Source organism: Luteococcus sediminum (genome assembly GCF_054783495.1).
The window spans coordinates 12,181-36,746 of record NZ_BAAGQL010000001.1 but is presented as its reverse complement, the minus strand read 5'-3'; the positions used below and the strand labels follow the sequence as shown (position 1 = coordinate 36,746).

Below are 24,566 nucleotides of genomic sequence, written 5' to 3'. Positions count from 1 at the left end.
CGGCCCATGCCCGCACACGCTTGAGATTCTTGGGCATTTACACTAGTTCCTTGCGCAGTTACACACCCCAATGAGTGGTTCTTCCGGCAACTCTTCACTCCTAGCTTCGATCCTCGGACCTCGCAGCGAGGCGAGCCCGAACCAAGGAGAACGATCAATGGCAGAACGCAGGAAGTACACCGGGGACGAGAGCCCCATGGTGCTGGTCCCGGCCGACTGTCCGTCCCACTCCACGACACCCGAGGGCCTCCACAAGGGGCTCGGCAACCGCCAGATGCAGATGATCGCCATCGGCAGTGCCATCGGGACCGGACTCTTCCTGGGTGCCGGCGGAGCGCTGGCCACGGCGGGCCCGTCGCTCTTCCTGGTCTATGCGGTCTGTGGCTTCTTCGGCTACCTGATCCTGCGCGCCCTCGGCGAGCTGATCGTCTACCGCCCCACCTCCGGCTCCTTCGTCTCCTATGCCCGTGAGTTCTACGGCGAGGGGATGGCCTATGTGGTCGGCTGGCTCTACTGGCTCAACTGGGCCATGACGGCGGTGGCCGACGCCACCGCCCTGGCCATCTACATCGGCTGGTTCAGCCGCTAGAACAGCGCCCTGGCCGAGGTCCCGCAGTGGGTGAGCGCGCTGGCGGTGGTCGTCGTCGTGCTTGTGATGAACTTCCTGTCGGTCAAGGTCTTCGGACACCTCGAGTTCTGGTTCTCCATCATCAAGGTTGGCGCCCTGGTGCTCTTCCTCATCGTCGGCACCGCCCTGGTCATCTTCGGCACCCCCACCGGCGACGCCACCGGCCCGGCGCTGATCGCCGGCAATGGCGGCCTGTTCCCCAACGGCGTGCTGCCCGCCTTCATCATGCTGCAGGGCGTCGTCTTCGCCTATGCCGGCATCGAGCTGATCGGCACCGCCTCCGGCGAGGCCAAGGAGCCCGAGAAGGTCATCCCCCGCGCGATCAACAGCGTCATCGTGCGCATCGCCCTGTTCTACGTCGGCTCCGTGGTGCTGCTGTGCATGCTGCCTTGGACCAGGTCCTCGGCCAACAAGTCACCCTTCGTCACCTTCTTCTCCTCCATCGGCGTGCCCGGCATCGACGTCGTGATGCAGATGGTCGTCATCACCGCCTCCTTCAGCTCGCTCAATGCCGGCATGTACTCCACCGGGCGCATCCTGCACTCGATGGCCCGCGCCGGCTCGGCCCCCGCCCTCTGCGGCCGGCTCACCAGCCGCGGCGTGCCCGTCGGCGGCATCGCCCTCACCTCGCTGGTGGCCCTGGTGGGCGTGGTCATCAACTATCTGGTGCCCGCCGATGCCTTCGCCATCGTGGTGGACCTGGCGGCCCTGGGCACCATCGCCAGCTGGGTGGCCATCACCCTGTCGCACATCCGCTTCGTCCAGCTGGCCCGTCGCAACGAGCTCCAGCGGCCCAGCTACCGGGCTCCCTTCACCCCCCTTCGCCGACTACCTGACGCTGCTCTTCCTCGCCGTGGTCGTCGTGCTGATGTGGTTCGATCCTGTCGGCCGTGCCACCCTGACCTGTTCCATGCTCGTCTTCCCCATCCTCGGCCTCGGCTGGTTCCGCATCCGGCACCGCATCGCGGCACTGTCCGAGGCGCAGACCGGCGAGCCCGACCTCTTCTGACCCTGAACATCCTCTGACCTGGACCATCCGTGAAAGGAAATGACACATGACCCAGTTCGTCGACGTGAAGAACATGGCCCGTTGGATTCAGCGCGAGGGGGTGGAGCGCATCATCGCCGAGATGATCGGCCACCTCGAGCGTGACTTCGCTCGCTGGGAGCGCTTCGACAAGATCGCCCGCGTCGCCAGCCACACCCCCTTCGGCGTGATCGAGCTCATGCCCACCTCCGACGGCCAGGAGTACTCCTTCACGTACGTCAATGGCCACCCGTCCAATCCCGCCCGCGGCTTCCAGACGGTGACCGCCTTCGGCGTGCTGGCCGACGTCGACAACGGCTACCCCACCTTCCTGGCCGAGATGACCCTGCTCACCGCCCTGCGCACCGCCGCCGTCTCGGCGATGGTGACCAAACACCTGGCCCGCAAGGACTCGCGCCGGATGGCCCTGATCGGCACCGGCTCGCAGTCGGAATTCCAGGCGCTGGGCTTCCGTGCCGCCATGGGCATCGAGGACCTGACTGTCCACGACACTGACCCGGCCGCCGTCGACAAGGTGATCCGCAACCTGGAGCCGCTGGGCTTCCGCATCACCCCCGTCACCACCGTCGACGAGGCCGTCCGGGATGCCGACATCATCACCACCTGCACCGCCGACAAGGCCCAGAACACGATCCTGTCCGACCACCAGGTGGCCCCCGGTGTGCACCTCAACGCGATCGGCGGCGACTGCCCCGGCAAGACCGAGCTGGAGGCCGCCATCCTGCGCCGCTCGACGGTCTTCGTCGAGTTCCCGCCGCAGACCCGCATCGAGGGCGAGATCCAGCAGATGGAGCCCGACTTCCCGGTGGTGGAGTTCTGGAAGGTGCTCACCGGCGCCGAGCAGGGCCGCACCAGCGATGGGCAGATCACCCTGTTCGACTCGGTGGGCTTCGCCATCAGTGACTTCTCCGCCCTGCGCTGCCTGCGCGACATGACCGCCGGCACCGAGCTGCAGACCACCATCGACCTGGTCGCCGACCCGGACGACCCCAAGGACCTCTACTGTCTGGTCAACAGCCCAGTGCCGGCGCTGTGAGCCGCCCCACCATGGACAACCAGAAGGAGCCGAGGATGACCCCACCCGTCGCCGACGCCGAGGTGCGCCACCCCGCATCCGGCGTCCTGGATTTGACCGAACTGGCCGACGAGTCCGTCGCCACCGTGCGCCGCTGGCTGACCGCCAGCGCCGCCGCCCACCGCCCCGACCCGGCCGCCGAGCGCCTCTCGGCCGTGCTCTCCGACCCGACCGGCCTCGACTTCACCGTCGGCTTCGTCGACCGGGTGGTGCGCACCGAGGACCTCAAGGCCGCCGGCCGCACCCTGCACCAGCTCGGCTCCCTGACGCCCAAGACGATGTCGCTGCTGGACCGTGCGCAGATCACCTCCGGTGCCCTGTTCTCCCGTGGCCTGCCGCAGGTCGTGGTGCCCGCCGCCCGCGCCCGCATCCGCCAGATGGTGGGCCACATGGTCGTCGACGCCCGCGACCAGCAGTTCGGCAAGGCCGTCGAGCACCTGACCGTCGACGGCAACCGCCTCAACATCAACCTGCTGGGCGAGGCGGTGCTCGGCCAGGCCGAGGCCGACCACCACCTGGCCGAGACGGTACGCCTGTTACGACGCCCCGACGTCGACTACGCCTCGATCAAGGTCTCTTCGATCACCTCGCAGCTGAGCATGTGGGGCTTCGAGGAGACGGTCGACCAGGTCGTCGCCCGCCTGGCCCCGCTCTACCTCGAGGCCGCCCGCGCCCCGCGCGGCACCAAGTTCATCAACCTCGACATGGAGGAGTACCGCGACCTGCGGCTGACCATCGAGGTCTTCAAGCGGCTGCTCAGCCTGCCCGAGACCAAGGGGCTGGAGGCCGGCATCGTGCTGCAGGCCTACCTGCCTGACGCGCTTGGTGCGATGCAGGAACTCGCCGCCTTCGGCGCCCAGCGCGTCGAGGAGGGCGGCGCCGGCGTCAAGGTGCGCCTGGTCAAGGGCGCCAACCTGGCCATGGAGCGCGTGCACGCCGAGGTGGCGGGCTGGCCGGTGGCCACCTGTGACTCCAAGCAGGCCACCGATGCCAACTACAAGCTGGTGCTGCACTGGCTGCTGCAGCCCGAGAACATGAGGGGCCTGCGTATCGGTGTGGCCGGCCACAACCTGTTCGACATCGCCTTCGCCCACCTGCTGGGCGAGCGCCGCGGTGTCTCGGACCGCATGGAGTTCGAGATGCTGCAGGGCATGGCCACCGAGCAGGCCGAGGCGGCCAGCGGCGACATCGGCCGTCCCCTGCTCTACGTGCCCGCGGTGCGGCCGGAGGAGTTCGATGTCGCCATCGCCTACCTGGTGCGTCGCCTGGAGGAGAACTCCGCCCACGAGAACTTCCTGTCGGGCATCTTCACCATCGCCCCCGACAACGAGGTCTTCCGCCGCGAGGAGCGACGCTTCCGTCGCTCCGTGCACGTCCTGGGCGAGGCTCTGGAGCGCGACGGCCACACCGCTCCCCTGCCCAAGCACCGTCAGGACCGCAGCACCGAGGTGCCGGCGGAGGCTACCGACAGCCAGCTGGCACCCTTCGACAATGAGCCCGACACCAACCCGGCCCTGCTGGCCAACCAGCGCTGGGCGCGCGAGGCCGTCGAGCGCTCCACCGACGAGGCCTGGCTGGCAGGGCTGCCCACGCCGCAGGAGCTGACCCTCGACGCGGTGGACCAGGTCGTCGGGATCACCCGGCGTGCCGCGCAGCAGTGGGCCGCACGCCCGGCTGCCGAGCGGGCCCAGATCCTGTACCGCACCGCCGACATCCTGGCCTCGCGCCGTGGCGAGCTGGTCACGATCGCTGCCGCCGAGGTGGGCAAGTCGGTGCAGCAGTCCGACACCGAGATCTCGGAGGCCATCGACTTCGCCCGCTACTACGCCCACCGGGCGCTGGAGCTGGACGAGGTGGCCAATGCCAGCTTCGTGCCCGACCGCTGCGTGCTGGTGACCCCGCCGTGGAACTTCCCGATCGCCATCCCCGCCGGCTCCACCTTCGCGGCGCTGGCGGCCGGTGCCGGTGTGATCCACAAGCCGTCCAAGCCCACCCCGCACTGCTCGATGGCGGTGCTGGAGGCGCTGTGGGAGGCCGGCGTGCCGTGTGACCTGCTGCACGGCATTGCCCCCGACGAGGGCGAGGTGGGCCGTCGCCTGGTCTCGCACGAGGGCGTGGACCGCATCATCCTCACCGGCGCCTCGGAGACCGCCGCGATGTTCGCCTCGTGGCGTCCGGAGTTGCGGATCAATGCCGAGACCTCGGGCAAGAACGGCATCATCGTCACCCCCTCGGCCGACCGCGACCTGGCGGTGGCAGACCTGGTGACCAGCGCCTTCGGTCATGCCGGGCAGAAGTGCTCGGCGGCCTCGCTGGGCATCCTGGTCGGCAGCGCCTATGACTCCGAGCGGCTGCGTCGCCAGCTGGTCGATGCCGCCAGCTCGCTGGTGGTGGACTGGCCGACCAACCTGTCGGCGATGGTGGGCCCGCTCACCGAGCTGCCCAGTGACAAGCTGCGTCGAGCCCTCACCACGCTGGAGCCGGGCGAGAGCTGGCTGCTGGAGCCGCGCCAGCTCGACGACTCGGGCCGCCTGTGGTCGCCGGGCATCAAGGACGGGGTGCGTCCGGGATCCTTCTTCCACACCACCGAGGTCTTCGGTCCGGTGCTGGGCCTGATGAAGGCGCGTGACCTGGACGAGGCCATCGAGCTGCAGAATGCCACCGACTTCGGCCTGACCGGCGGCATCCACAGCCTCGACGTCGACGAGGTGCGCCGCTGGCTTGATGCGGTGCAGGTGGGCAATGCCTACATCAACCGTGGCATCACCGGCGCCATCGTGCAGCGCCAGCCCTTCGGCGGCTGGAAGAAGAGCTCAGTGGGCCTGGGTTCGAAGGCGGGCGGCCCCAACTACCTGATGCTGATGGGTCGTTGGGACGATGCCACCCCCAGCGGGCCGGCCACCCGGATTCCCGGCGCCCCGGCTGCGGGCGAGGACCTGTCGCGCCTGCTGGAGGCCACCGGCTTCGAGCAGGCCGAGCGCGACTGGCTCGACCAGGCCGCCGCCGACGACGTCCGGGCGTGGAATGCAGAGTTCGCCACGGCGCGTGACGTGACCGGGCTGGCCTCGGAGGCCAACATCTTCCGGTACCGCCCCGCCGAGGTGGTGCTGCGCGCCAGCGCCGATGCCCGGGCCGTGGAGGTGGCGCGCCTGCTGCTGGCCGCGCAGACCGCCCACGCCGAGCTGCGCCTGAGCGTCCACCCGGACTGCGTGGTCGAGGTGCACGAGCTGGTGGACTTCGCCAAGGGTGAGCTGGGCCTGCGGACCGACGTCGTCGACGACGAGGCCTTCCTGCGCCAGACGGTGAACGCCGTCGCCGGACCGAAGGGTGCGCCCCGCATCCGGCTGGTGGGCACCACGCCCGAGTCCTTCCGCCAGGGCCTGGGCGAGCGCCCGGACATTGCCCTGCTGGACGATCCGGTGACCGGTTCGGGACGCGTGGAGCTGCGCAACTGGCTGCGGGAGCAGGCCATCGCGATGACGCTGCACCGCTTCGGCAACCCGGCACCGCGCTTCCAGGAGCTGGCCGAACAGCTGAAGCGCTGACCCTGGCTCGTGCGTGTCCCGGACGGTTCACGTCCGGGACACGCTTGGGAGCTGGCATACGGGGGGATGGGGCAGAATCTGAGCCACGAGGGTCCCTGGTCAGCGGAGTCGACGGTAACTCTCCCAAGGCCAGAGGAGGCACCCGTGCTGCTGGTGCTGGCGACGGCACCCGCCATGATCGGACTGGCCTACTGGCTGGGAGCCCCCTGATCTTCGGGGCGGGGCATGTGCGGGTGGTCAAGCCACCACAACTGACCCTTGATTTGTGACATTTTTCACGATTTGCTGTCGGGCAACAGTCCAACCCCCACCACAGGAGACTTCATGCTCGACGACCTTCTCGCCAGCGTGGGCGGGATCATCTGGGGCCCCTTCCTGCTGATCCCCCTGTTGCTCGGCACCGGCATCTGGCTGACCATCCGGCTCGGATTCCTCCAGATCACCAAGCTCGGCCCCGCCCTCTCACTGGCCCTGGTGCGCCGCAGCGACGGCGACTCGCACGAGGGCGACGTCTCCCACTACCAGGCCCTGGCCACCGCGCTGGCCGCCACCGTGGGCGTCGGCAACATCGCCGGCGTCGCCACCGCCATCAACCTCGGCGGCCCCGGTGCCCTGTTCTGGATGTGGCTCTCGGCCCTGTTCGGCATGGCAGCCAAGTATTCCGAGGCCTTCATGGCCGTGCGCTTCCGCACCACCGACGCCAAGGGCGAGGTCTCGGGCGGCCCGCAGTACTACCTGCAGCGAGCCATCCCCGGCGGCTTCGGCAAGTTCCTGGCCCTCTTCTTCGCCATTGCCGCCGTGATCGCCTCCTTCGGCATCGGCAACATGACCCAGTCCAACTCGGTGGCCTCCGCCCTCGAGGACACTTTGGGCATCAGCCCCGTGCTGGTCGGCATCGTGCTGGCGATCCTGACCGCCCTGGTGCTGCTCGGCGGCATCAAGTCGATCTCCAAGGTGACCGCGGGCTTCGTGCCGCTGATGATCGTCTTCTACGTGGTGGCCGGCTTCGTGGTGCTCGCCATCAACTGGCGCGGCATCTGGCCGGCGCTGCAGCTGGTCTTCACCGACGCCTTCACCGGCACCGCCGCCGTCGGTGGCTTCGCCGGCGCCGCCATGGCCCAGGCCATCCAGTTCGGCATCGCGCGCGGCATCTTCTCCAACGAGTCGGGCATGGGTTCGGCGGCGATCGTCGCTGCCGCCGCCCGCACCCGCCACCCGGTGCGCCAGGGCCTGGTCTCGATGACCCAGACCTTCATCGACACCATGATCGTGGTCTCCATGACCGGCCTGGTGATCCTCACCACCGGCGTGTGGACCTCCGGCCAGACCGGCGCCGCGCTGACCGCCCAGGGCTTCAGCCACGGCCTGCCCGGCACCTGGGGCGGCATGGTGGTGGCGCTGTCGCTGGTCTTCTTCGCCTACTCCACCGTGCTCGGCTGGGCCTACTACGGCGAGCGCAATGTCGAACGGCTCGTCGGGGTGAAGGGCGTGCTCCCCTACCGGCTCTTCTTCTCGGCGATCGTCTTCGTCGGCGCCACCACCGAGCTGTCGACGGTGTGGGCCTTCTCCGACATCGCCAACGGCCTGATGGCCCTGCCCAACCTGGTGGGCCTGCTCATCTGCTCGGGCCTCATCGCCCGCGAGACCAAGGCCTACCTGGCCGTCGACCCGACGCTCCACCACGAGCCCGAGGTCTCGACGCTCGACGGCACCGCGGCGCTGGAGGGGTCAACGCCCCGGCGTTGACCCGAACACTGCACAGTGAGCGCGTTGTGATCCGACATCGGATCGAAACGCCCTCACTGTGTCGTGAACAGGTGGCCGACGAGACGATCTGGTTCCACCTGACACCCGACCGTCACCCCTGACCGGGGATCCCGGTCACGAGTGTGCGCCGCAGCCCTCGATGTCGAGGGCTGGGGCGCACACTTCACCGGGGAGCGGCTGATCAGTCGAAGATCGGGCCGACGGTCCGGGTGCGCTTGAGCTCGTAGAAGCCGTCGTACTCGGTGACCAGCGCGAAACCGTCGAACAGGCGCCCGGCCTGCTCACCCTTCGGGGCGGGGCTGATCACGGGGCCGAACAGCGCCTTGCCGTTGATGTGGATCACCGGAGTGCCCACCTCGTCGCCCACCGGGTCCATGCCCTCGTGGTGGCTCTTGCGCAGGTCGGCATCCAGCGAGTCCGGGGCGTCGCCCGGCTTCCAAGCGTTCGCCTTCTCGGCGATGGACTCGTCCAGGCCGCACTCGGCCAGCGCGGCGCGCACCGTCTCGGCGGTCTTCGGCTCCTTGCCCAAGTGATAGCGGGTACCCAGCGCGGTGTAGAACTCGCGTAGCTTCTCACTGCCGTACTGCTGCTCCACGAGCAGGCTGGCGCGGACGCCCACCCAGCCCTCGAGCATGTGCTCCTTGTAGTCCTCGGGCAGGTCGCGGCCGTCGTTGAGCACGGAGAGGCTCATCACGTGGAAGGTGGTGTGCACGTCGCGCACCTTCTCCACCTCCAGCATCCAGCGAGAGGTCATCCAGGCCCACGGGCACAGCGGATCGAACCAGAAGTCAACCTGTGTCGTCATGCCTCCCAGCCTACGTCGCGGGCCCAGGGGTGACCGGGAGTTGCCCGGCCCGCCTCCTTGCCCACGCGGGAGCGACGAGTAGGCTCACGCTCTGGACTCCCGACCGATCCGTTCGGGGATCCCCCCACACACGCATCGAGGAAGGCCCGGGCCCATGAAGCCAGCCAACATCACCCGTGACCAGGCAAGGCAGCGATCACAGGTCATCACCGCCAAGTCCTACCTGGTCACCGTCGACCTGTCGGGGTTCGACCTGGAGGGCGAGCCGCTGGCCGATGCCGATACCTTCATCTCCACCAGCGAGGCCACCTTCACTTCCGCCGGCGGAGACAGCCACATCGACCTCATCGCCGACGAGGTGCTCGACGCCTGGCTGGACGAGACCCAGCTCGATCCCGCCAGCTATGCCGACGGCCGCCTGCCCTTCACCAGCGAGCCCGGCGAGCACACCCTCACCATCACCGCACTGTGCCGCTACTCCCACACCGGCGAGGGCCTGCACCGCTTCGTCGACCCGGCCGACGACAAGGTCTACCTGTACACCCAGTTCGAGACCGCCGACGCGCGTCGCATGTTCGCGAACTTCGAGCAGCCCGACCAGAAGGCCACCTTCCAGCTCAACGTTGTCGCCCCACGCCACTGGACCGTGGTGAGCAATACCGTCGCCGTCGAGCCCCAGGACGGTGCCAATGGCTGCGGCATCTGGGAGTTCGCCCCCACCGAGCCGGTCCCCAGCTACATCACCGCCCTGGTGGCCGGCGAATACCACCGCGTCGAGCACACCATCCGCAGCATCCGCGGTGAGATCCCCGCCTCGGTGATGTGCCGCCAGTCGATGGCCGACTTCCTCGACGACGAACGCATCATGCGCACCACCCAGCGCGGCTTCGATGTCTTCGAGGCCGACTTCGCCCACGCCTACGCCTTCGACTCCTATGACCAGGTCTTCGTGCCGGAGTTCAACGCCGGCGCCATGGAGAATGCGGGCTGCGTCACCTTCCGCGACGAGTACCTCTTCCGTTCCCGCGTCGGCGCCGAGATGTACGAGAGCCGCGACAACACGATCCTGCACGAACTGGCCCACATGTGGTTCGGCAACCTGGTGACGATGCGCTGGTGGGACGACCTGTGGCTCAACGAGTCCTTCGCGGAATGGGCCAGCCACCACGCCATGGCACGCATCAATGCCGACGACGGCGGCAGCGACCCGTGGGTGGGCTTCTGCAACAACCGCAAGAGCTGGGCCTACCGCCAGGACCAGCTGCCCACCACCCACCCGATCGCCGCCGACATGGTGGACCTGGAGGCGGTGGAGCAGAACTTCGACGGCATCACCTATGCCAAGGGCGCCTCGGTGCTCAAGCAGCTGGTGGCCTTCGTCGGCACCGAGGAGTTCCTGGGTGGCGTGCGCACCTACTTCGAGCGCCACGCCTTCGGCAACACCGAGCTGACCGACCTGCTGGACGCGCTGGAGCTGTCCAGTGGCCGTGACCTGTCGGACTTCACCGCCACCTGGCTGGAGACCACCGGCCCGAACACCCTGCGTGCCGACTTCGACACCGACGAGCTGGGGCGCATCACCCGCTTCGACGTGGTCCAGGAGGCCGACGAGGCCCACCCCACCCTGCGCACACACCGCATCGCCATCGGCATCTTCGCCCTGGACGCGGAGGGAGAGCACCCGATGCTGCGCCGTCGCCACGGCATCGAGGTGGACGTCACCGGCGAGCGCACCCCCATCGAGGCGCTGGTGGGCCAGCACCGCGGTGACCTGGTGCTGCTCAACGACCGTGACCTCACCTATGCCAAGGTGCGCCTGGACGAGGCCTCGATGCGCACCCTGACCCGCCACATCCACCAGCTGGAGGACCCCCTGGCCCGCGCCGTGTGCTGGTCCGCCGCCTGGGACATGTGCCGCGACGCCCAGCTGTCGCCCAGCGCCTACGTCGAGCTGGTGCTCGGCGGCATCGGCACCGAGTCCGACCCCAATGCGGTGCGGGCACTGCGGGCGCAGGCCGCCACCGCCGCCATCGCCTACACCCCGGCCGAGCAGCGTCCCGCCAGCCGCGGCCGCCTGGTGGCCGGCTTCGCCGGCCTGCTCAAGGATGCCGAGCCGGGCAGCGACCACCAGCTGGCCTTCGCCTCGGCGCTGGTCGAGGCCGTCGACGGACCCACCGGCGCCGCCCTGCTGCAGGCCTGGCTGGACGGCGACGAGGTCCCGGAGGGTCTCGAGGTGGATGCCGACCTGCGCTGGCGGATTGTCGGTTCGCTGGCCCGCCTGGGCGCCATCGACGAGGCCGGGATCGCGGCCGAGGCCGAGCGGGACCAGACGATCACTGGTGCCGAGTGGGCAGCGGGGGCCCGGGCGGCGCTCGCCGACGCGGACTCCAAGGAGCGCGCCTGGGTGCAGGCCACCACCGACGAGTCGGTGCCCAATGGCACCCACCTACGGATGTGCGCCGGCTTCTGGAGCTATGGACAGGCCGACATGCTGCGTCCCTATGCCGAGCGCTACCTGGAGCTGGCCCGCACCATCAGCGCCGGCGAACAGGGCTGGGACCGTCGCGGCACCGCCGCCACCCAGCACGTGCTGCTCTACCTGTTCCCGCACCCGGTGGCCGACGAGGACTTCCTGTCCAGGGTCGACGAGCTGGCTGCCGACGAGCAGACGGCCCCCAGCGTGCGTCGGATCCTGCTGGAGCAGGCCGACGCGGCCCGCCGGGCGCTGCGCTGCCAGCAGGCCGCCAGCGCCTGAGCCGCCTGGCCGGCACGGGTCAGCACGTGACGAGGGCCGGCACCCACAGGGGTGTCGGCCCTCGTCGTCTCCGTCCGGAGACCGCGCTCAGGCCGCCAGGCGCTCCTCGCGTGCCCGGTCAAGGCAGGCTGCCAGGGCCTCCACGATCGCCGGGTGGGCCCCCAGCGGGGCGCTGATGGCATCGGCGCCCGACTCCTCCAGACGCGTCTGGAAGAAGCCGGGGGCCAGCAGCATGCTGGCGATGCCCACCCGCTCGCCGCACCCACGAGCAGCTTCCAGCAGGGGCGGCAGCTGCCGCGGGGTGGCCAGCTCTACGCGCACCCCGCTCTCCCAGCGGGTGGCCAGGCGGCGGGCCGTGGCGCGGGCCTGCTCGCGGCTGGTGGCGTGGCTGGAGCCGGCCCAGCCGATGATCGTGGTGGGCCAGGGCCCGCCGGCCTCGAGGACCCGCTCGACAATGGCCTGCTCAACCAACGGCTGGCCCAGCGCGGATCCCAGGTGCGGTGTGATCGTGACGCGCTCGGCGTGGGCCGCTGCTTCGGGGACGTCGACGCTCACGTGGTGCCCCAGGCCCAGGAAGGCCGGGAGCAGGAGGTCGTCGTCGCGCACCAGGTCGGCAACGTGCGGTTCGCACACGTCCACCCAGCCCAGCCGCACCGGCTCGCCCAGCCGATGCTCCAGGGCAGAACGGATGTCCTCAACACAGTCACGCCCCGCCTGGCTCCGGGTGCCGTGGGCGGCCAGCAGGATGCTCATCGGCTGCCCACCAGTGACGGCTCCTGGTCGCTGTCCGCGACGGGAGCGATGACCTCGGCTCCGGCCTGGCGACGGTCGGCCAGGTGGCGTCGCACGCCGACGGCGATGGCGCAGGCCCAGGCCGCCAGCAGGCCGATGACGATCGGGGTCTGCGCGGCCGAGGGGATGTCGAAGCCCTTGAAGAAGGCGCGCAGGTTGCTCAGCACGATGCCGCCACCCACCAGGCCGCCCATGATCTGAGGGGGGATCCGGCTCACCAGCCAGGCGGCCACCGGCGCGGCGACCAGGCCGCCGGCCAGCAGGGCCAGGACGAAGTCGAAGCGCACTCCGATGGTGCCCAGCCCGAACAGGAAGCCGAGTGAGGCGGCCAGCGATACGAGGAATTCCGAGGTGTCCACCGAGCCGATCACGGTGCGCGGGTTGGTGCGGCCCGCGCTGACCAGGGCGGTGGTGGAGATGGGTCCCCAACCACCGCCACCGGTGGCGTCGACGAAACCGCCCAGCAGTCCGAGCGGGGCCAGGAAGCGCTTGCCGTGCGGCGAGACGCGGGCCTCGGAGACGGCGGTGCGACGCAGGGTGAAACGGGCCAGGATGAACAGGCCCAGGCCCACCAGGATCGCCGCCATCACCGGGGTGGCCGCCTCGGTGGACAATCGGGACAGCACGGTGGCGCCCAGGAAGGCGCCCACCGCCCCGGGCAGGCCCAGGCGCAGCACCAGCGCCCAGTCCACATTGCGCATCTTCCAGTGCGAGGCGCCGGAGGCGACATTGGTGCCGAGCTCGGCCAGGTGCACCGAGGCGCTGGCGACGGCCGGCGAGAGGCCGCCGGCCAGCAGCACCGAGGTGGAGGTGATGCCGTAGCCCATGCCGAGCGAGCCGTCGATCAATTGGGCGACCAGACCGGCCAGGGCCAGCAGGAGGAGGTGTCTCATCGGGGGTGTTCCTGTCTCACGGGCCCTGGCGGGCGGGTCGAATCAGATGGTCCAGTGGAAGGCGGTCTGGGAGTGCACGATCCCGGGGGCCTCGGGGTCGTCGACCATGCCGGCGGCCAGGCTGAGCCCGGCCTGGGCGTCCACGAGCAGGAAGGCGCCCATGGCGCGCGAGTCCGAGTAGGGCTCGGCCATCACCGGGGAGGCCAGCTTGAGCCGGACCCGGCCGATGTCGTTGAGCCCCAGGTGCTCGACGGGCTCCGGCGTCATCGTGTCCAGGTTGAGCCGGCCCTCCAGGTCGCGCACGATCGCCTGCACGGTGCGGGTGGTCTGCTTGAGCAGGACCCGCTGGCCGATCCGCAGGGGCGTGTCGGCCAGCCAGCTGACCATCGCGTTCAGCTCGGTGACCGGCTGCGGGGCGCCGTCGGCGGCCGCGATCAGGTCGCCGCGGGTGATGTCGATCTCGTCGGCCAGGCGCAGCGTCACCGACTGCCCTGCGAAGGCCTGCTGGAGCTGGCCGTCGGACAGCGCGCTGGGGGCCTGGTCGATGCCGACGACGGTGGTGGTGCGGCCGCTGGGCAGCACGACGACCTGGTCGCCGACGTGCACGGTGCCCTGGTTGACCACACCGGCATAGCCGCGGTACTCGACGTGCTCGGCGCTCAGCGCCGCCTGCTGGGGGCGCAGCACGTACTGCACGGCGAAGCGCAGCGGCAGCTGGTGGAGGGCGGGCCCGCGGGCCTCGTCCTGCGGGTCGATGGAGACCAGCAGCTCCATCAGCGTCGGGCCCTCGTACCAGGGGGTGTTGGTGGAGCGGTCCACGACATTGTCGCCGAGCAGGGCGCTGACGGGGATCGTCGAGATGGACTCGACGCCCAGCTCCTCGGCGATGGTGCGGATGTCGGCGTCGACGCTCTGGTACCGCTCGGCAGAGAAGTCCACCAGGTCGAGCTTGTTGACCGCGACGACCACGTGCGGCACGCGCAGCAGGGCGGCGACGGCCAGGTGGCGTCGGGTCTGCTCGAGCACGCCGCGGCGCACGTCGACCAGCAGCACCAGCACGTCGGCGGTGGACGCCCCGGTGACGGTGTTGCGGGTGTACTGCACGTGCCCGGGGCAGTCGGCCAGGATGAAGGTGCGCTCCGGGGTGGCGAAGTAGCGGTAGGCGACGTCGATGGTGATGCCCTGCTCGCGCTCGGCGCGCAGACCGTCGGTGAGCAGCGCCAGGTCGGCGCCGGTCAGTCCGCGCTCCTTGCTGACGCGCTCCACCGCGTCGAGCTGGTCGGCGAGGATGTTCTTGGAGTCGAACAGCAGCCGGCCCACCAGGGTGGACTTGCCGTCGTCGACGCTGCCGGCGGTGGCCAGGCGCAGCAGGGTGGCGTCGTGGTCAAGCGTGGGGGTCTCGACGGGCTCACTCGCCGTGGTCGTGAAGGTGTTCATGGGGTTCTCCAAGTTCTCGGCACGGGCTGGGCCCGCGTTCTCTTCCTTTCCGGAGCGCAGGTCCGAGCCTGCGAGGACCGGTGCGCGCGACGGCGCGGGGGGTCCGAGGGGGGTCGTCCCCCCTCGCTCTGCGACGGGGCTCAGAAGTAGCCCTCCTTCTTGCGGTCCTCCATGGCGGCCTCGCTGATGCGGTCGTCGGCGCGGGTGGCGCCGCGCTCGGTGAGCGTGGTGGCGGCGACCTCGCGCACCACGTCGGCCACGCCGGTGGCGTCGGACTCGACGGCGCCGGTGCAGGACATGTCGCCGACGGTGCGGTAGCGCACCCGCTTGGTGACGACTGGCTCGCCCTCGCGGGGCTGGGAGACCTCGCCGACGGCCAGCCACATGCCGTCGCGGTGGAAGACCTCGCGGTCGTGGGCGTAGTAGAGCTCGGGCAGTTCGATCTGCTCGCGCTCGATGTAGCGCCACACGTCCAGCTCGGTCCAGTTGCTCAGCGGGAAGACGCGCACGTGCTCGCCGGGGCGGTGGCGGGCGTTGTACAGGTTCCACAGCTCGGGGCGCTGGTTGCGCGGGTCCCACTGGCCGAACTCGTCGCGCAGGCTGACGATGCGCTCCTTGGCGCGGGCCTTCTCCTCGTCGCGCCGGCCGCCGCCGTAGACGGCATTGAAGCGGTTCTCGGCGATGCCGTCGAGCAGCGGCATGGTCTGCAGGGGGTTGCGGGTGCCGTCGGGGCGCTCGGTGAGGCGGCCGTCGTCGATGTAGTCCTGCACCTTCTTCACCACCAGGCGAAGGCCCAGCTTCTCGACGGTGCGGTCGCGGAAGTCGAGGACCTCGGGGAAGTTGTGTCCGGTGTCGACGTGCATCACCGGGAAGGGGATGGGCGCGGGCCAGAAGGCCTTGGCGGCCAGGTGCAGCATCACCACGGAGTCCTTGCCGCCGCTGAACAGCAGCACGGGCCGCTCCAGCTCGGCGGTGACCTCGCGGAAGATGTGGATGGATTCGCTCTCGAGGGCGTCCAGGTGGGTGAAGGTGGTCACAGGTGGATCCCGCATTCTGTCTTGGCCAGGCCGGCCCAGCGGCCGGCTCGGGGGTCTTCTCCGGGGGCAACGCGTCGCGTGCAGGGCTTGCAGCCGATCGACGGGTATCCGTCGGCCAGCAGCGGGTTGACCGGCACGCCGTGCGTGGTGGCGAAGTCGAGGACCTGCTCGAAGCTCCAGGCCGCGATCGGGTTCAGCTTCACCATCTGGTGGGTCTGGTCCCACTCGACAAGCTGGGCATTGGCGCGCAGCGCATTGTCCTCGCGGCGGATGCCGGTCACCCAGGCCTCGTAGCCCGACAGGGCACGGGCCAACGGCTCCACCTTGCGCAGCCCACAGCAGGCGGCCGGGTCAGTGGCGAACAGGTCCTTGCCGTACTGCTCGTCCTGCTGGGCGACGGTCAGCTCGGGCAGCACGTCGATGACATTGACCGGCCAGGTGCGGGCCAGCTCGTCGCGCGTGCTGTGGGTCTGGTCGAAGTGGTAGCCGGTCTCCAGGAAGAGCACGTCGACGTCGCGGATGGTCTGGCTCACCAGGGCCGGCAGGATGGTGTCGGCAGCCATCGAGCAGGCCACGGCCAGGGCGTCGCCGAACTCGTCGGCGGCCCAGGCGAGCAGCTCCTCGGGGCTGGCCTCGGTGGAATCGGACTGGGCGAAGCGGGCCTGGGCCTGCTCCACCACGGCCTTCAGCTCCTCGGCGCTGCGACGCGGCGTGCCGACGCGCAGGCTGCCGGGGGCCGGGACGGCAGGCTCGTCCAGGGTGATCGCGCCGAGCAGGCCCGTGGGCTGCTCGTGGCGGACGTCCTTGGGCTTGCCGTCGATGGGTGGGGTGCTCATCGCAGTGCGTCCTCCTCGGCCCGGTGGGCCCATTCGGCGAAGCTCTCGTCGCCCTCATGGTTGGCCAGGTAGCTGCGCGTGACGCGCTCGACGTAGTCGGGCAGGTCCTCGGCGGTGACCTTGAGCCCGCGCACGGTGCGACCCAGGCCGGCCTCCTCGCGGTCGCTGCTGGCCAGGCCGCCACCCAGGTGCACCTGGAAGGCGAAGTCGTCGCCGGCCAGCTGGCCCTTGAGGCCGATGTCGGCGATCTGGATGCGCGCGCAGGAGTTGGGGCAGCCGTTGATGTTGAGGCTGATCGGGCGCTCCAGCTCGACGTCGTCGAGGCGCTGCTCGAGCTCGGTGATGGTGCGCCCGGCCAGTCCCTTGGTCTCGACGAAGGCGAGCTTGCAGTACTCGATGCCGGTGCAGGCCATGGTGGCGCGGCGGAAGGGCGACGGGTGGGCGGTCAGGCCGACCGCCTCCATCCCCTCGACGAGCGCGTCGACCTTGTCGGGGTCGACATCCAGCACGAGCAGCTTCTGGTGCGGGGTGAAGCTGATCCGGCCGGAGCCGGCGGCCTCGGCCAGGTCTGCCACCTGGTTGAGCAGGGTGCCGGACAGGCGCCCGACGGTCGGGGCGAAGCCGACGTACTTGCGGCCGTCCTTCTGGTCGTACACACCGATGTGGTCGGCATCGCCGACGGCCTTGGCGGGGGCCGGGCCGTCGGGCAGCGTGCGGCCCAGGTACTCGTCCTCCAGCACCTGGCGGAACTTCTCGGCGCCCCACTCGGCCAGCAGGAACTTCAGGCGGGCCTTGGTGCGCAGCTTGCGGTAGCCGTAGTCGCGGAAGATGCCGCACACGCCGGCCCACACCTCGACGGCGTCCTGTTCGCTGACGAAGGCGCCCAGGCGCTCGGCCAGGCGAGGCGTGGTGGACAGCGCGCCGCCGACCCACAGGTCGTAGCCGGGGCCGAACTCGGGATGCACCACGCCGACCAGCGAGATGTCGTTGATCTCGTGCACGACGTCGAGGCTGGGGTGGCCGGTGACGGCGGTCTTGAACTTGCGGGGCAGGTTGGTGAACTGCTCGTCGCCGATCCAGCGCTCGCTGATCGCCTTGATCGTCGGGGTGGGGTCGATGATCTCGTCGGCCGCGATGCCGGCGACGGGGCTGCCCAGGAAGCCGCGGGGGGTGTCACCGCAGGCCTCGGTGGTGGACAGGCCCACCGACTCCAGGCGACGCCAGATCTCGGGGACGTCCTCGATGCGGATCCAGTGGTACTGGATGTTCTGGCGGTCGGAGACGTCGGCGGTGTCGCGGGTGAAGTCGACGCCGATGGAGCCGAGCACGCGCAGCTGCTCGAGGCTGAGGTGCTTGCCGTCGATGCGCACCCGCATCATGAAGTACTTGTCGCTGAGCTGCCCGGCATCCAGCTTGCTGGTCTGGCGGGCGTCGATCCCCGGCTTGCGCTGGGTGTAGATGCCCAGCCAGCGGAAGCGGCCGGTCAGGTCGTCCTCGGGGATGGAGTCGAAGCCCTGCTTGGAGTAGACGTCAATGATGCGCTGGCGCACATTGAGCGGGTTCTCCTCGGCCTTGAACTCCTCGTTGTGGTTGAGGGGTGCCTTGCCGTCGACGGCCCACTGGCCCTTCGACTGGCCGGCGCGTGGCGGCCTCACCCGGCTGGCGGCTGGCGGGGTCTGGTTCACTGTGTCACCTTCGTGTGGGTGGCACGTGACGCCTGCGGTTGCGGTGGGACAACGGTGGAGGTCGTCGGCCCGGGCGTCACGCGCCCGGACGGAAATCCCCTGGTCGGGGGTTGGTCAGACGCGGATCACGGCATCCGACACATGCAGCCACGAAGGCGCTGCAGGTCCACGTGACGGCGGGTCACGAGGAGGAGCGCGGCGTGGTGGTGCATGGCAAAGAGTCAAGCACGATCTTCACCCGATCCCAAGCTGGTCCCATACTGTAGACATCCCAAGGATTTTCCTGCTGGCGTCAGTATTGGCGGGTGGGACTCCTCCCTGGGAGTCGGGCACGCCGGACCCGTCCCGCGCCAGGGCATGCAGCAGGGGCCGCGGACGTCGTCGTCCGCGGCCCCTGTCGGGTTCGGGCGGGTGTCAGTCGAGCTCGGCGTGGCGCGGGGCGACGTGCGCTCCCCCGGCCGGGCTCAGCTCATGGTCGTCGTGGCGCACGACATCCTCGTGGCGGCTCTCCAGGGCCTCGCGGCGCACCGGCGCGTCGACCAGGCCGGCGACCTGCTGGTTGCGGGCGGCCTGCTCGCGACGGGCAACGCCGACGCCCAGGGCCATGGCCAGCAGGAAGACCAGGCCGGGAGCGCCGAGGGTGAGCAGCAGCATGTGCAGCGGCGACGGTGCGGTGAACTCGGGCCAGCCCGGGAAGGTGGACTCCAGCAGGGTGAGGGAGATCGGGTTCATGCCCCGATCCTAGCTGAGCCGGAGGCGACACGCGGCGCGCCGCGGCTTGGTAGATTCTGCCGTCGAGGACCGGCGTCCCCGATCGGCGTGGACCCGGATCCCTCGGCACAGGAGCAGCCGTGACGAACCAATCCCCGCGCACCCTGTTGGACGACCGTGAGATCTCTCGGGCCCTGGCCCGGATGGCCCACCAGGTGGTGGAGCTCAACCGGGGCACCGACGGTCTGGTCCTGCTCGGCATCCCCACCCGTGGCGCACCCCTGGCCCGACGACTGGCGAGCGCGGTGGAGTCCGTGGAGGGTGGCCGCGTCGAGGTGGGAGAGATCGACACCACCATGTACCGTGACGACCTGCGTCGCCACCCCACCATGACGGTGGGCCGCAGCCACGTGCCCGTGGCGCTGGACGACCGCACCGTGGTGCTGGTCGACGACGTCCTGCAGTCGGGGCGCACCGTCCAGGCCGCCCTGGAGGCGCTGAAGGACCTGGGGCGTCCGGCGCGGGTGATGCTGGCGGTGCTGGTGGACCGGGGCCACCGCGAGCTGCCCGTCCAGGCCGATGTGGTGGGCCTGCAGACCGGCACTGCCCGCGACGAGAGGGTCGGGGTCCGCCTGACCGAGGTGGACGGCGAGGACCGCGTCGTCATCAGCCGTGAGATGGCCGAGCACGAGGAGAACCGATGAAGCACCTGTTGGCGGCAGCCGACCTCAGCCTCGCCGAGGCCACGAGCATCCTCGACCTGGCCGACGAGATGCAGCAGATCCAGCACCGTGACGTGAAGAAGATCCCGGCGCTGCGCGGGCGTACCATCATCAACCTCTTCTTCGAGGACTCCACCCGCACCCGCACCTCCTTCGAGATCGCCGGCAAGTGGATGAGCGCCGACACGATCAATGTGTCCGCCAAGGGGTCGAGCGTCAGCAAGGGCGAGTCCATGAAGGACACCCTGCTCACCCTCGACTCGATGGGGGTGGACTGCTTCGTGATCCGCCATGCGGGTTCGGGCACGGTGCAGCAGGCCGCCAACTGGGTGCGGGCCGGGGTGGTCAATGCCGGCGACGGTGCTCACGAGCACCCGACCCAGGCGCTGCTGGACGCGATGACGATGCGCCAGCACCTGCGCGGGATCGGGCGCGAGGTGGCCGGTGCCACCGTCGCGATCACCGGCGACCTGCTGCACTCGCGGGTGGTGCGCAGCAATGTCGCCCTGCTGCGCACGCTGGGTGCACAGGTGCTGCTGTGTGCGCCGCCGACGCTGATGCCCACCGGTGTGGAGGGTTGGCCGTGCGAGGTGGTGGACAGCTTCGACGAGGCGATCAGCCGCGCCGACATCGTGATGATGCTGCGGGTGCAGCGGGAGCGGATGAGTGGCGGATTCTTCCCCAGCGAGCGCGAGTACATCGCCGGCTGGGGCCTGACCGCCACCCGCCTGAACCGGCTGCAGGAGCACGCCGCGATCATGCACCCGGGCCCGATGAACCGCGGCCTGGAGATCAGCAGCGAGGCCGCCGACGGCGCCAGCTCCCGCGTGCTCGACCAGGTCTCCTCCGGCGTCGCCGTGCGGATGAGCGTGCTGTACCACCTGCTCGGCGGCTCCATCGACTCCAAGTCCAATGCCATCAGGGCCAATGACACCCAGGAAGGCTCCCTCACATGACCACCCAGACCGACCAGACCAGCCAGACCTATGTGATCGCCGGAGCACGACTGGCCGACGGCACCCCCACCGACCTGTTCATCGCCGACGGCATGCTGGTCGACCAGGCGCCCCGTGGCGCCGAGCGGATCGATGCCGAAGGGTTGCTGGCGCTGCCCGGTCTGGTGGACCTGCACACACACCTGCGCCAGCCCGGCCGCGAGGACGCCGAGACGGTGGCCACCGGTACCCGGGCGGCGGCGCGTGGCGGCTACACCGCCGTCTTCGCCATGGCCAACACCCAGCCGGTCACCGACGACGCCGAGAAGGCCGAGTGGATCAAGCTGCTCGGCGAACGCGACGGCTCCTGCTTCGTGCAGCCGATCGGCGCGGTCACCAAGGGGCTCAAGGGCGCCGAGCTGGCCGAGATGGGGCTGATGGCCCGCTCCGGTGCAGCGGTGCGCGTCTTCAGTGACGACGGGATGTGCGTGCAGGACCCGCTGCTGATGCGCCGGGCCCTGGAATGGGTGCGCCCCTTGCGCGGGGTCATCGCCCAGCACTCCCAGGACGGTTCCCTGGCAGGCCCCGGGGCCTGCTGCCACGAGAGCGAGATCTCGGGTCGTTTGGGCCTGGGCGGCTGGCCAGCCGTGGCCGAGAGCGTCATCATCGCCCGCGACGTGCAGCTGGCCGAGCTGACCCGCTCCCGCCTGCACGTGTGCCACATCTCCACCGCCGAGGGCGTCGAGGTGGTGCGCTGGGCCAAGAAGCGCGGCATCGACGTCACCGCCGAGGTGACCCCACACCACCTGCTGCTGGGCACGCGCGAGCTGGAGGGCTATGACACCACCTACAAGGTGAACCCGCCGCTGCGCACCGACGAGCACATCGAGGCGGTCCGCGAGGCCCTGGCCGACGGCACCATCGACGTCGTGGGCACTGACCACGCGCCGCATGCCGCGCAGGACAAGGACCACGCCTTCGTCGACGCCCGTCCCGGCATGCTGGGTCTGGAGCAGGCGCTGGCGGTGGTGATGGAGACCATGGTCGAGACCGGGCGGATGGACTGGGAGACCCTCGTGCAGCGGATGAGCACCACCCCGGCCCGGATCGGCGGCGTCGACGCCTTCCAGGCGCAGGCGCTGGTGCCCGGTTCGGCCGCGAACCTGGTGCTGGTGGACCCGACGGCGCGCGGCACGGTCGACCGGGAGGCCTCCGCCTCGCGCAGCCGCAACAACCCGTACCACGGGCGCGAACTGCCCGATCCGGTGGTGGCGACCTTCTGGAAGGGTGTGCGCACGCACTCCCGCTGACAGGACAGGCCCGGTGCGCGGCGGTCTGCCGCAAGCGCACCGGGCCACTGCTTCCTGACGGTCTTGGATCGGCTCAGGTGGTCAGCCGTCCCCTCACCCGCACATCGGCCCCACCACCCACCCAGATGTGGGTGCCGTCGTCGACGATGCTGACCCGTCCGGCCCGTCGCACCTGTCCTCCCTGGCTGGCCACATAGCGTTCCGGAACCACCTGCCGGGCCCTCAGCCACTGCGCCATCGCACCATTGAGTGACCCGGTCACCGGGTCCTCGATCAGGTCGGTGAGGCCCCGGATCTCCACCAGGTGGCCGGCCGGCTGGCGCTCCAGCCCCACCAGCCCCACGTGGGCACCCTCGGGCAAGGGGCCCCGGCGCACGGCACGCACCGCGTCGGCACCGCGCAGCTGCAGCAGCTGCCAGAGGGGCCCGTTGACGCCCCAGCCGTGGGCCACCACCTCGTCCTCGGCCAGCCCCAGACCCTCCAGGGTGCGGGCCAGCACCTCGGGCTCCAGTTCACCGGTGCGGGTGCAGGGCGGCGAGGCGAAGGCAAGCTCGTCGCCGTCGACGCGCACCTCCACCAGCCCTGCGCTGCACTCCTGCACCACGACGCCCGCTCGGCGCGGCTGTCCCCCGAGCTCCAGCCAGGCCCCGGCGGTGCCGAGCGTGGGATGGCCCGCGAAGGGCAACTCGGTGTTCGGGGTGAAGATCCGCACCCGGTAGTCGGCCTCGGCGCGGGTGGGTTCCAGCAGGAAGGTGGTCTCCGACAGGTTGGTCCAGTGGGCGATGCCCGCCATCTGCTCGTCCGTCAGGCCGTCCGCCTCGCCGATCACCGCCAGCGGGTTGCCGGTGAAGGCTCCGGTGCTGAAGACGTCCAGCTCGAGGTAGTTGTGCTCCATGGTCTTCTCCTATGCCACGCGACCAGCGGAAGGCAAGCTCCCGCATCCATGTCGAAGGCGCGGGAATAGAATGCCTCCCGGAGGTCGTTGTGGTCACTTGGAGCGCATCACGGCGCCCAGTGCCGATGAAGGAGGCGCACCCATGGCAGCAGGCACCGCCCGCCGGTTCTGGGAGCGCCGGACCATCGACCAGGGGCGACGCAAGACCACGGGGTGTCGGGACGCCCAGGTCCCGTCCACGTCTCGTCCCGAAAGGTCCCGTCTTGCCCTCCACCCCCGTCACGTCCAGTCCGCAGCGCTCTGAGCGTCGTTCCATCCCCTTCTGGGCCAAGGTCTTCGTCGGCCTGGCCGTCGGCATCATCCTGGGCTACCTCGCCCGGACCTTTGAGCTGGCCTGGCTCACCGAACTGCTGACCACCGTCGGCTCCATCTTCGTGAGCCTGCTGAAGGTGGTCGTCGTCCCGCTGGTGCTGTTCGCCCTGGTGGTGAGCATCAGCAACCTGCGCCAGGTGAACAATGCCGCCAAGCTGGCCGCCACCACCCTGGTCTGGTTCGGCATCACCGCCGCCCTGAGCGTCGGCATCGCCCTGGTGATCGGCCTGCTGACCGATCCGGGAGCCCACGCCACCATCTCCACCGCCGAGGCACAGGCCGTCGGAACCCAGGGCAGCTGGCTGGACTTCCTCAAGTCGCTGGTGCCCAACAACATCCTGGGCCTGCAGGTGAGCTCCGAGCTCTCCGGTGAGGGCACCAGCGCCACCGTCGAGAGCAAGCTCAGCTTCAATGTGCTGCAAATCGTGGTCATCGGCATCGCCCTGGGCGCTGCAGCACTGGCCATCGGCGAGGAGACCGCCGCCCCCTTCGTCAACTTCTCGCGCGCCGGGCTGGAGATCTTCCAGAAGCTCACCTGGTGGCTGATCCTGCTCTCCCCCATCGGCTCGGCTGGCCTGATCGGCAAGGCCGTGGCCAGCTACGGCTGGGACCTGGTGCAGCCGCTGGGCATCTTCACCCTGGACATCTACCTGGGCTGCGCCCTGGTGGTCTTCGTGATGTACCCGATCCTGCTCAAGGTGCACGGCCTGAGCCCGCTGCGCTTCTTCAAGGGCGCCGGCCAGGCCATCCAGCTGGCCTTCGTCTCCCGCTCCTCGGTGGGCACGCTGCCGGTCACCCAAGCCAATGTGGTCGACAACCTGGGCGTGCCGCGTGACTACGCCTCCTTCGCCGCCCCGATCGGCGCCACCACCAAGATGGACGGCTGCGCCTCGATCTACCCGGCGCTGGCGGCGATCACCGTCGCGCAGCTCTTCGACATCCCGCTGGGGATCGGCGACTACCTGCTGATCGCCTTCGTCTCGGTGGTCGGCTCTGCCGCCACGGCGGGCCTGACCGGCGCGATCGTGATGCTCACACTGACCCTGTCCACGCTGGGCCTGCCGCTGGAGGGCGTCGGCCTGCTGCTGGCCATCGACCCGATCCTCGACATGGCCCGGACCGCCACCAATGTGGCCGGCCAGGCCGCGGTGATGACGATCGTCGCCAAGCGCGAGGGCGTGCTCGACCAGGACATCTACGACGGTCGCCTGCAGCGCCGCTCGGACCTGCCGGCCGGACAGGAACTGCAGCCCGTGGGCTGATCCACCCCGCCCCAGGTAGTGCACACGAAGCGGCCCTCCAGACCAGGTCTGGAGGG

General features: G+C 70.0%; 18 protein-coding genes and 1 pseudogene. 9 read left to right on the top strand and 10 right to left on the bottom strand.

What is annotated here, in order from left to right:
* Positions 1–70: 70 nt before the first annotated feature.
* The 4 genes and pseudogenes from ACYVKA_RS00145 to ACYVKA_RS00130 all read left to right on the top strand — a co-directional run bounded on the left by ACYVKA_RS00145 (position 71) and on the right by ACYVKA_RS00130 (position 8,042).
* Positions 71–1,654 (top strand): annotated as a pseudogene (locus ACYVKA_RS00145) (amino acid permease).
* 29 nt (positions 1,655–1,683) lie between these two features.
* Complete coding sequence (locus tag ACYVKA_RS00140) at positions 1,684–2,712, top strand: ornithine cyclodeaminase (protein WP_460701975.1); 1,029 nt, start codon at positions 1,684–1,686, stop codon at positions 2,710–2,712.
* A 35-nt stretch (positions 2,713–2,747) separates the two neighbouring features.
* Positions 2,748–6,296, top strand: coding sequence for a proline dehydrogenase family protein (locus ACYVKA_RS00135; RefSeq protein ID WP_460701973.1), 3,549 nt, complete (start codon positions 2,748–2,750; stop codon positions 6,294–6,296).
* A gap of 324 nt (positions 6,297–6,620) precedes the next feature.
* Positions 6,621–8,042, top strand: a complete 1,422-nt coding sequence (locus ACYVKA_RS00130; RefSeq protein ID WP_460701971.1) for an alanine/glycine:cation symporter family protein — start codon at positions 6,621–6,623, stop codon at positions 8,040–8,042.
* Positions 8,043–8,244: 202 nt separating this feature from the next.
* Here ACYVKA_RS00130 and ACYVKA_RS00125 read toward each other — a convergent pair whose 3' ends face one another.
* Positions 8,245–8,868, bottom strand: a complete 624-nt coding sequence (locus ACYVKA_RS00125; RefSeq protein WP_460701969.1) for a mycothiol-dependent nitroreductase Rv2466c family protein — start codon at positions 8,866–8,868, stop codon at positions 8,245–8,247.
* A gap of 154 nt (positions 8,869–9,022) precedes the next feature.
* Between ACYVKA_RS00125 and pepN the strand changes: the two genes are divergently transcribed.
* Positions 9,023–11,623 carry an aminopeptidase N gene (pepN, locus tag ACYVKA_RS00120; RefSeq protein WP_460701967.1) on the top strand — a complete coding sequence of 867 codons (2,601 nt, stop codon included), beginning with the start codon at positions 9,023–9,025 and terminating at the stop codon, positions 11,621–11,623.
* 87 nt (positions 11,624–11,710) lie between these two features.
* On the opposite strand, the gene ACYVKA_RS00115 is transcribed toward pepN, so the two are convergent.
* The 8 genes from ACYVKA_RS00115 to ACYVKA_RS00080 form a co-directional block, all read right to left on the bottom strand.
* Positions 11,711–12,376, bottom strand: coding sequence for a sirohydrochlorin chelatase (locus ACYVKA_RS00115; protein WP_460701965.1), 666 nt, complete (start codon positions 12,374–12,376; stop codon positions 11,711–11,713).
* Positions 12,373–13,308 carry a sulfite exporter TauE/SafE family protein gene (locus ACYVKA_RS00110; RefSeq protein ID WP_460701963.1) on the bottom strand — a complete coding sequence of 312 codons (936 nt, stop codon included), beginning with the start codon at positions 13,306–13,308 and terminating at the stop codon, positions 12,373–12,375. Before ACYVKA_RS00110 ends, ACYVKA_RS00115 begins: the two co-directional genes overlap by 4 nt.
* Positions 13,309–13,350: 42 nt before the next feature.
* A complete protein-coding gene (locus tag ACYVKA_RS00105) occupies positions 13,351–14,745 on the bottom strand; it encodes a sulfate adenylyltransferase subunit 1 (protein WP_460701962.1) in 1,395 nt (464 codons plus the stop codon).
* Between the two features lie 140 nt (positions 14,746–14,885).
* The gene (gene cysD, locus ACYVKA_RS00100; RefSeq protein WP_460701960.1) at positions 14,886–15,797 is read right to left on the bottom strand and encodes a sulfate adenylyltransferase subunit CysD; all 912 of its coding nucleotides are present in this window, start codon (positions 15,795–15,797) and stop codon (positions 14,886–14,888) included.
* Complete coding sequence (locus tag ACYVKA_RS00095; protein WP_460701958.1) at positions 15,779–16,618, bottom strand: phosphoadenylyl-sulfate reductase; 840 nt, start codon at positions 16,616–16,618, stop codon at positions 15,779–15,781. Before ACYVKA_RS00095 ends, cysD begins: the two co-directional genes overlap by 19 nt.
* Positions 16,615–18,303 (bottom strand): nitrite/sulfite reductase, encoded by a 1,689-nt coding sequence (locus tag ACYVKA_RS00090; RefSeq protein WP_460701956.1) that lies wholly within the window; start codon positions 18,301–18,303, stop codon positions 16,615–16,617. The genes ACYVKA_RS00095 and ACYVKA_RS00090 overlap by 4 nt, the downstream gene beginning before the upstream one ends.
* A gap of 125 nt (positions 18,304–18,428) precedes the next feature.
* Complete coding sequence (locus ACYVKA_RS00085) at positions 18,429–18,515, bottom strand: putative leader peptide (protein ID WP_460702312.1); 87 nt, start codon at positions 18,513–18,515, stop codon at positions 18,429–18,431.
* Positions 18,516–18,717: 202 nt separating this feature from the next.
* Positions 18,718–19,035 (bottom strand): hypothetical protein, encoded by a 318-nt coding sequence (locus ACYVKA_RS00080; RefSeq protein ID WP_460701954.1) that lies wholly within the window; start codon positions 19,033–19,035, stop codon positions 18,718–18,720.
* Between the two features lie 119 nt (positions 19,036–19,154).
* Here ACYVKA_RS00080 and pyrR point away from each other — a divergent pair, with 119 nt between their 5' ends.
* Genes pyrR through ACYVKA_RS00065 form a run of 3 tightly spaced genes read left to right on the top strand, consistent with a single transcriptional unit; the run spans position 19,155 to position 21,981 of the window.
* A complete protein-coding gene (gene pyrR, locus ACYVKA_RS00075; protein ID WP_394277016.1) occupies positions 19,155–19,718 on the top strand; it encodes a bifunctional pyr operon transcriptional regulator/uracil phosphoribosyltransferase PyrR in 564 nt (187 codons plus the stop codon).
* Positions 19,715–20,692, top strand: coding sequence for an aspartate carbamoyltransferase catalytic subunit (locus tag ACYVKA_RS00070; RefSeq protein WP_394277017.1), 978 nt, complete (start codon positions 19,715–19,717; stop codon positions 20,690–20,692). The genes pyrR and ACYVKA_RS00070 overlap by 4 nt, the downstream gene beginning before the upstream one ends.
* Positions 20,689–21,981 (top strand): dihydroorotase, encoded by a 1,293-nt coding sequence (locus ACYVKA_RS00065; protein WP_460701952.1) that lies wholly within the window; start codon positions 20,689–20,691, stop codon positions 21,979–21,981. Before ACYVKA_RS00070 ends, ACYVKA_RS00065 begins: the two co-directional genes overlap by 4 nt.
* A 73-nt stretch (positions 21,982–22,054) precedes the next feature.
* On the opposite strand, the gene ACYVKA_RS00060 is transcribed toward ACYVKA_RS00065, so the two are convergent.
* Positions 22,055–22,876 carry a PhzF family phenazine biosynthesis protein gene (locus ACYVKA_RS00060; protein ID WP_460701950.1) on the bottom strand — a complete coding sequence of 274 codons (822 nt, stop codon included), beginning with the start codon at positions 22,874–22,876 and terminating at the stop codon, positions 22,055–22,057.
* Positions 22,877–23,139: 263 nt separating this feature from the next.
* Here ACYVKA_RS00060 and ACYVKA_RS00055 point away from each other — a divergent pair, with 263 nt between their 5' ends.
* Positions 23,140–24,510, top strand: coding sequence for a dicarboxylate/amino acid:cation symporter (locus ACYVKA_RS00055; protein WP_460701948.1), 1,371 nt, complete (start codon positions 23,140–23,142; stop codon positions 24,508–24,510).
* Positions 24,511–24,566: the final 56 nt, after the last annotated feature.

Bases quoted from the DNA above. Each gene is read 5' to 3' on its own strand.
- ACYVKA_RS00080 (WP_460701954.1), bottom strand. From the start codon at position 19,035: ATGAACCCGATCTCCCTCACCCTGCTGGAGTCCACCTTCCCGGGCTGG.
- ACYVKA_RS00070 (WP_394277017.1), top strand. From the start codon at position 19,715: ATGAAGCACCTGTTGGCGGCAGCCGACCTCAGCCTCGCCGAGGCCACG.
- pepN (WP_460701967.1), top strand. From the start codon at position 9,023: ATGAAGCCAGCCAACATCACCCGTGACCAGGCAAGGCAGCGATCACAG.
- ACYVKA_RS00065 (WP_460701952.1), top strand. From the start codon at position 20,689: ATGACCACCCAGACCGACCAGACCAGCCAGACCTATGTGATCGCCGGA.
- ACYVKA_RS00115 (WP_460701965.1), bottom strand. From the start codon at position 12,376: ATGAGCATCCTGCTGGCCGCCCACGGCACCCGGAGCCAGGCGGGGCGT.
- ACYVKA_RS00110 (WP_460701963.1), bottom strand. From the start codon at position 13,308: ATGAGACACCTCCTCCTGCTGGCCCTGGCCGGTCTGGTCGCCCAATTG.
- ACYVKA_RS00060 (WP_460701950.1), bottom strand. From the start codon at position 22,876: ATGGAGCACAACTACCTCGAGCTGGACGTCTTCAGCACCGGAGCCTTC.
- ACYVKA_RS00130 (WP_460701971.1), top strand. From the start codon at position 6,621: ATGCTCGACGACCTTCTCGCCAGCGTGGGCGGGATCATCTGGGGCCCC.
- ACYVKA_RS00105 (WP_460701962.1), bottom strand. From the start codon at position 14,745: ATGAACACCTTCACGACCACGGCGAGTGAGCCCGTCGAGACCCCCACG.
- ACYVKA_RS00135 (WP_460701973.1), top strand. From the start codon at position 2,748: ATGACCCCACCCGTCGCCGACGCCGAGGTGCGCCACCCCGCATCCGGC.
- cysD (WP_460701960.1), bottom strand. From the start codon at position 15,797: ATGCGGGATCCACCTGTGACCACCTTCACCCACCTGGACGCCCTCGAG.
- ACYVKA_RS00125 (WP_460701969.1), bottom strand. From the start codon at position 8,868: ATGACGACACAGGTTGACTTCTGGTTCGATCCGCTGTGCCCGTGGGCC.
- ACYVKA_RS00140 (WP_460701975.1), top strand. From the start codon at position 1,684: ATGACCCAGTTCGTCGACGTGAAGAACATGGCCCGTTGGATTCAGCGC.
- ACYVKA_RS00095 (WP_460701958.1), bottom strand. From the start codon at position 16,618: ATGAGCACCCCACCCATCGACGGCAAGCCCAAGGACGTCCGCCACGAG.
- ACYVKA_RS00085 (WP_460702312.1), bottom strand. From the start codon at position 18,515: ATGCACCACCACGCCGCGCTCCTCCTCGTGACCCGCCGTCACGTGGAC.